At 36.6% G+C, this 2,426-nt stretch carries 3 protein-coding genes and 1 pseudogene; all 4 read right to left on the bottom strand.

Features of this window, described 5'->3' with window-relative positions:
- Window positions 1–257: pseudogene (locus AC1DUW_RS25935) on the bottom strand (glycoside hydrolase family 15 protein); the annotation flags it as partial.
- 334 nt (window positions 258–591) lie between these two features.
- On the bottom strand, window positions 592–918 hold the full coding sequence (locus AC1DUW_RS25930; RefSeq protein WP_098175029.1) for an AzlD domain-containing protein: 327 nt from the start codon (window positions 916–918) through the stop codon (window positions 592–594).
- Window positions 909–1,649, bottom strand: a complete 741-nt coding sequence (locus AC1DUW_RS25925; RefSeq protein WP_053346329.1) for an AzlC family ABC transporter permease — start codon at window positions 1,647–1,649, stop codon at window positions 909–911. The genes AC1DUW_RS25930 and AC1DUW_RS25925 overlap by 10 nt, the downstream gene beginning before the upstream one ends.
- Window positions 1,650–1,681: 32 nt before the next feature.
- Window positions 1,682–2,200, bottom strand: coding sequence for a mismatch-specific DNA-glycosylase (locus tag AC1DUW_RS25920; protein WP_477643833.1), 519 nt, complete (start codon window positions 2,198–2,200; stop codon window positions 1,682–1,684).
- Window positions 2,201–2,426: the final 226 nt, after the last annotated feature.

The raw sequence follows: 2,426 nt of genomic DNA, 5'->3' as shown, positions 1-2,426 counted from the left end.
GAATGGATATGTTCAAAAAGATACTGGGGTTTCTGTTCAGTATGAATATCTATTTTCCATTCGTAAGTTCGAAATAACTCAAATAACGCATGGTACGCTTTCTCATAACGATCGGATGTATCATTTAAAAAAGGCAATACTGTATATACGACATCCCGGATCCAGACATAATTATAATCATTGGAAACACTCGCTGTATACGCTCCATTGGAAAGACGCATACGATCAAGAACCTCTAGTGCACCGTTTACATTCATTAGTTATACACCTCCGAAGCTATTTGCTTATTCTCATTGTTGACAGCCTTCCATATTCTAAACGTTTTGCCATTTATTTTAAATTAGAAGCGCTTTCAATTCTGTTATCAGAAACTACATTCTAGAAGTTCATTTAGATTAGTTTATGTACTAAAGGTCTCTTTTGATAATCAAGCTTTCAATGTTCTCTAAAAAGCGTTATATGCCTATTTGATAAGAAAAAAACTTTATATTTTTTGCTATTTATATATGAGCACAAAAAAACCAGTAATGATTACTCACTACTAGTAATATTGTCCTATCGCCATAATGTTTAGTCTTTATTTTGCCTATTTTAAAAGAAAAATCTCATTACCATCAAAGATAGTACTCCTATTAGAACAGTTACTAATAAACTTCTAGTAAAAATGGCAACTATAAACGTCGGTATAGCCGCAGCTAAATTCAGTGCATTTTCCTTAATTGAAAAGACCTGCTCTGATAAAAGAAGCTCTTGTGCAAGCAAAGCAGCCATGACGGCTACTGGTACATGCTTTAACCAATTGATTCCCCACTCAGGAATCTCCATTTTGCTAAGCAGCATTAATGGAACGACTCTGGGGATGAAGGTTACAATTGAAGTACCTAAGATAACAAGAAAGATATATCCTGTTATTTCCATCTTTCAATCACCATCCCTATCGCTGAAGCTAATATTGTTGCAACTATAACGCCTGTACTTCCAGGGAAGATAAAACTTATAGCAACCACAATTAAAATGGCACTTAAAGCGACTACAAGATCTATGAAAAACTTTTTTTTACTTAGAATCTGTAAAACTAATAGACCAATAAACATAGCAGGCAGGGCAAAGTCCAACCCGTATTTTTCTGGATTCGGAATCCACTGGCCAAAAAAACCCCCTGCCATGTTTGCAACAAACCAGTTTAAATAGGCTGCTAGATTCAGGCCTAACATCCATTTAAAATCAAGTTTTTTCTTTTTCTGCGCTTGGGTGACAGCCACTCCAAACGTTTCATCAGTTAATAAGGCTCCTGTTATCAGGTTTTGCCTCGAGGTTTGATGTCGGAAATAAGGTGCCAATGCTGCACTTAGTAAAAGATGACGACTGTTAACAAAAAATATCGTGAAAATAATGGCCGATACCGGATGGCTTGCAGCAATCATACCTGCCGCTATAAATTGGCCGGATCCTGCATATAGTAAAAGAGACATAAGTGCCACTTCAATCATGCTTAATCCTGACGTTTTTTCGACTACCCCTGCTGCAAACCCAATGCTTAAGTATCCCAATAATGTCGGTATACAATCCCTAACTCCCTGCCAAAAGCCTTCACCTTCTTTAACTTCGGAAAAAGTACTACTTTTCCATTCCGCACTATCCTGACTCACATAAAACTCCACCCTTGTTTTAATATGTAACATTAACTATATTTTAAATTGTCGATTAGTACTGGCAACTCACTATATATTTCAATAATTTCTTCAATTCTCATTCTTACTAAACCGCTTGATGATGGAGCAACAAATTCCTTCGTCACGATATCGTCTGAATTTTTTTGGAGTCCCCATGCAATTTTTCGTATTTGCCGATATTCCTGATAGACACCCTTACCAACGAAACAGACTAGTAAAGGTTTGTATTTTTCAATTTTTTTCTTTAATTGTTTCCTTCCTTCTACATACTCTTCTTTTGTGATTTCATCAGCACCTCTTGTAGGCCTAGAAACGATATTTGTAAAACCATAGCCTAAATCTAGTAACGAAGAATCTTCAGTTGGATGATATTTTCTAGGGGTCAGACCAGATTCGAAGAGAATTTTCCAAAAGCGATTGTTGGGATTCGCATAATGATGACCTGTCTGCCCTGAACGGATACTTGGATTAAAGCCAACAAACAAAATATCTAAATTTCCCTTCAAATGATCGGATATGCCTTCCATTGTATAACCCCTTTTCCAATCTCTTAGATATTATTGTACAAAACTGAAAAATATTTTCCTACCTTTTCCGACATTATTTTGCTAAATATGTAATAGGTAACTAGGAGTGTTGGTGCCACCCATATAGTCCAAGGTTTTCGGGCCATATAATGCCGAATCGACACGCACCAGACTTTACAGAAGGGTATTCGGCATTATATGGCCCGAAAACCTTGGACTATATGGG

Source organism: Peribacillus sp. P4_C12 (assembly GCF_056402095.1).
Note: the sequence above shows the minus strand (reverse complement) of the source record. Positions and strands in the feature narration are given on the sequence as shown.

Coding starts and splice junctions, on each gene's coding strand:
- AC1DUW_RS25920 (WP_477643833.1), bottom strand. CDS start 2,200: ATGGAAGGCATATCCGATCATTTGAAGGGAAATTTAGATATTTTGTTT.
- AC1DUW_RS25930 (WP_098175029.1), bottom strand. CDS start 918: ATGGAAATAACAGGATATATCTTTCTTGTTATCTTAGGTACTTCAATT.